Annotated in this window: 2 protein-coding genes; one reads left to right on the top strand and one right to left on the bottom strand. The window is 31.2% G+C overall.

Annotation, left to right across the window (positions count from 1 at the left end; all coding sequences use genetic code 11):
* Positions 1–144: 144 nt before the first annotated feature.
* Positions 145–3,033, top strand: coding sequence for a fibronectin type III domain-containing protein (locus ABMA45_RS01320; RefSeq protein ID WP_022088079.1), 2,889 nt, complete (start codon positions 145–147; stop codon positions 3,031–3,033).
* Between the two features lie 151 nt (positions 3,034–3,184).
* Here ABMA45_RS01320 and ABMA45_RS01315 read toward each other — a convergent pair.
* On the bottom strand, positions 3,185–3,376 hold a 192-nt coding region (locus ABMA45_RS01315; RefSeq protein WP_348029890.1), incomplete at its 5' end, for a hypothetical protein.

Here is a 3,376-nt window from a genome sequence, read left to right as displayed (position 1 = left end):
TTATGAAAATATCTGCCAGCTGGGGAAAGGAAAATCAACGTGTTTGCTATGGAAACTTCTGCTGAATAATAATTTAAATAAAGACTTCAAGATTATATTATGTTAAAATTATAATATAAAAAATGTAGTAGAAAGGAGCTGCCTATGAGAAAGTATTTTAGCCTTATTCTAAGTGTAATGTTGGCAACATCATTACTACCACAAAATATTATGGCACAACAAACAAATAATGTTATAACTAAAGAAAATACGAAAATTTCCGTATACGAAAATAACAGTGACGCTTCAATTGCCCAAAGCGATAATTCTGAAACTAATGAAAATTTAGTATACGTAACAGGAGACATAGTTTCAGATGATGGAAGTAATGTTGTAACATGGACAAAAGATAAAACATATGTTGTATGTTCAAAAAATATAGTTGAATTACCATATGTTAAATGTAAACTTGTAATCGAACCGGGAACAACAGTTTTATTTGGAACAGGAACGGGAAATGTTAACGGAGTAGAAAATTCAGATGTAGTTTATAGACCATATTCTATTTTTAGAGTAGAAGAAGGTGGAAGCATAGAAGCAAAAGGTACACAGGATGAGCCTATTGTTTTTAAAAATATTGATACTCACGCAGGGTGGAATGGAATAGAGATAACACTTCCTGATAATGGAGAAGTGACAGACACATTTGAATATTGTTATTTTATAAACGGTGGAGCACAGTTTAGAGATTTCACAGAGGGATTAATTGATGTATCTCATGGGACAAAGAATACGAAGTTTAATCTTACAGTAGACCATTGTATATTTGATAGTACAGAGTTAGTAAGCAAAAATATTTTGCAACCGAGTGAAATAGGTGCAGGATTTTTTTATGGAGATTATGATGCAAATACTGTTGAATCAAATATTAAAATATCAAATTCAATGTTCAAATCACTTTCAATGGGAATTGAAGGTTATACAAAGGATTTAGCATATGAGTATTTTTATAATGATAAATCAAAATGTAAAATAGAAAATAATACATTTAAAAACAATATTCCCGGTTCTTACAATCCGTCTGTTAACTGGGGAGGAAATGCGGAAATAATAAATAATGAATTTTATACAACAGAAGGTGGAGCATTAACAAAAAATGCGTTGAATCTTGATGGACAATGTGATTTTGTAATAGAGGGAAATGTATTCCACGGAAGTCAATCTAATGAATCATCAGAAATGAATAAGTGTGCACCTATACGAGTTCAATTTGGAGCAAATGTCAATGCTGATAAAACAAGAACTTATGCGAACAATACATGCGATTACTCAGCTGTATTTGGAAAGTACGTTGAACTTAGTGGCTCAATGATAACTCCGGAATGTACATTAGGAGAAATAGACGGTCTGGAATATTACTTTAAAAATTGTACTATAGGATATAACAATGGAAATGATGCAAAAGTAATATTGACTTCAGAACATCCTTATGTAATTGCATCGTTAGATATTATGTATAATGGAGAGCTGATTGCAAAAGGAACAAAGGAAAATCCTATTAAATTTGTAGGGGCTTCTGACAGAGGATTAACAAATGCAAGCAATCAAATTTCCATAACGCAGAATTCGTCTTCGGATTATTTAAATGGAAAAGCCGTATTTGAAAATTGTGAATTTGATAATGTTAAAATGCAGGCAAACATAATAAGCAAAAAGACCGGATATGAGGGAGAAATTCCGCAAATACTTACAGTAAAGGATTGTAAATTTACCAATGAATCAAGTGGAATGTATGTTACACTTAACAGCTATAATGATTACATTTATGGAAAAATTTCTGTAGAAAATACAATTTTTGAAGGAAAAAACAATGATTCTTTCACGGGATTAAGCATATCAGCTTATGGAACAAAAGTACCAAAAGATAATATTTTCAAAATTTCAAATTGTATTATACATAATTTTAATAAGCAAAATGATGGAATTGGTCTATCATTAAGTGTAGAAGAAGATTTAATTGAAAAAATAGTTTTGGAAAATGTTACAATTGCAAACTGCTATTATGGAGTAAGCATAGGCAGATATATGACAAAACTTCCGATAATAAAAAATTGTATAATAGCCGGAAACAAGAGAGGATTTAAGAATCTAAATGACGATACAGACACATCAAATATAACATATACATGCATATATAATGATAGCTGGAATGGTAACACTTATAATTATGGAATAGGATGTATATTTGAAGAACCATTATTTGCAAATATAGAAAAAGGAAATTATCATTTGAAATCTAAAGGCGGAAGATGGAATGGAACGATGTGGATTGCGGATGATGTTACAAGCCCTTGCATAAATGCAGGTGACCCGTTAAGTGATTATTCAAATGAACCGGCTCCTAATGGAAGCAGAGTTAATATGGGTGCTTATGGAAATACGGCAGAAGCTTCGAAAACAGATGATGGGACTTTTATTCCAACTGAATGTGAGCACAAAAATACGACAATTATAAATAAAAAAGATGCAACAGAACAAGAGGAAGGATACACAGGAGATACTTATTGTAACGATTGTGATAAAATAATTGCAATAGGAAAAACATTACCAAGAATTATAGCATCAACTTCTGAGACAACAAAAGAAGCAGATTCTACACAAACAACAAAAAAAGCAGATGTAACTAATCCGACAACACAAAAGCAGCCGGAAAGCAAAACTGAAACAACAACAAATCCGCAGAATACAACTGCTGTAGTTTCAACACCAAAGGCTACAAAGATTAGCAAGACAATTGCCAAAAAGAAATCAATTACTTTAAAATGGAAAGCAGTTAAAAACGTAAAAGGATATGAAATTCAGGTAGCAACTGATAAGAAGTTTAAGAAAAACAAAAAGACAATATCAGTAAACAAACAAAAGGCAAATATATATATTGTAAAGAAATTAAAAGCAAAGAAAACATACAATGTTCGAATCCGTACATACAAAATCGTAGATGGAAACAAAGTATATTCAGCATGGTCAAAGACAAAAAGAGTTAAGACAAAATAGTAAAAAATAATTAAAAATTACTAAGGTGAAATACCGAAGGTCTATTGTTAATAGATTTTCGGTATTTTTTTTAATCAAAGTATGAAAAATAGAAAATTCAATCAATTATATCCGATTTTAAAAAACTATATAAATTAAATTACCCAATCTGTCAAAAATTTTTATAAGCAACAGAATTTCCACAACCCAGTCGGCAGAAATATCCAGAGCAACAGAATTTCCACAATCCAGCCGGCAAAAATATCCAGAGCAACAAAATTTCCACAACCCAGTCGGTAGAAATATCCAGAACAACAGAATTTCCACAACCCCAGTCGGCAGAAATTTTCATAAGCAAACGATA

The organism is Eubacterium sp. CAG:156, from assembly GCF_000434315.1.
Lineage (GTDB): Bacteria > Bacillota > Clostridia > Lachnospirales > Lachnospiraceae > Eubacterium_U > Eubacterium_U album.
This window is presented reverse-complemented; position numbering and strand designations above follow the sequence as displayed.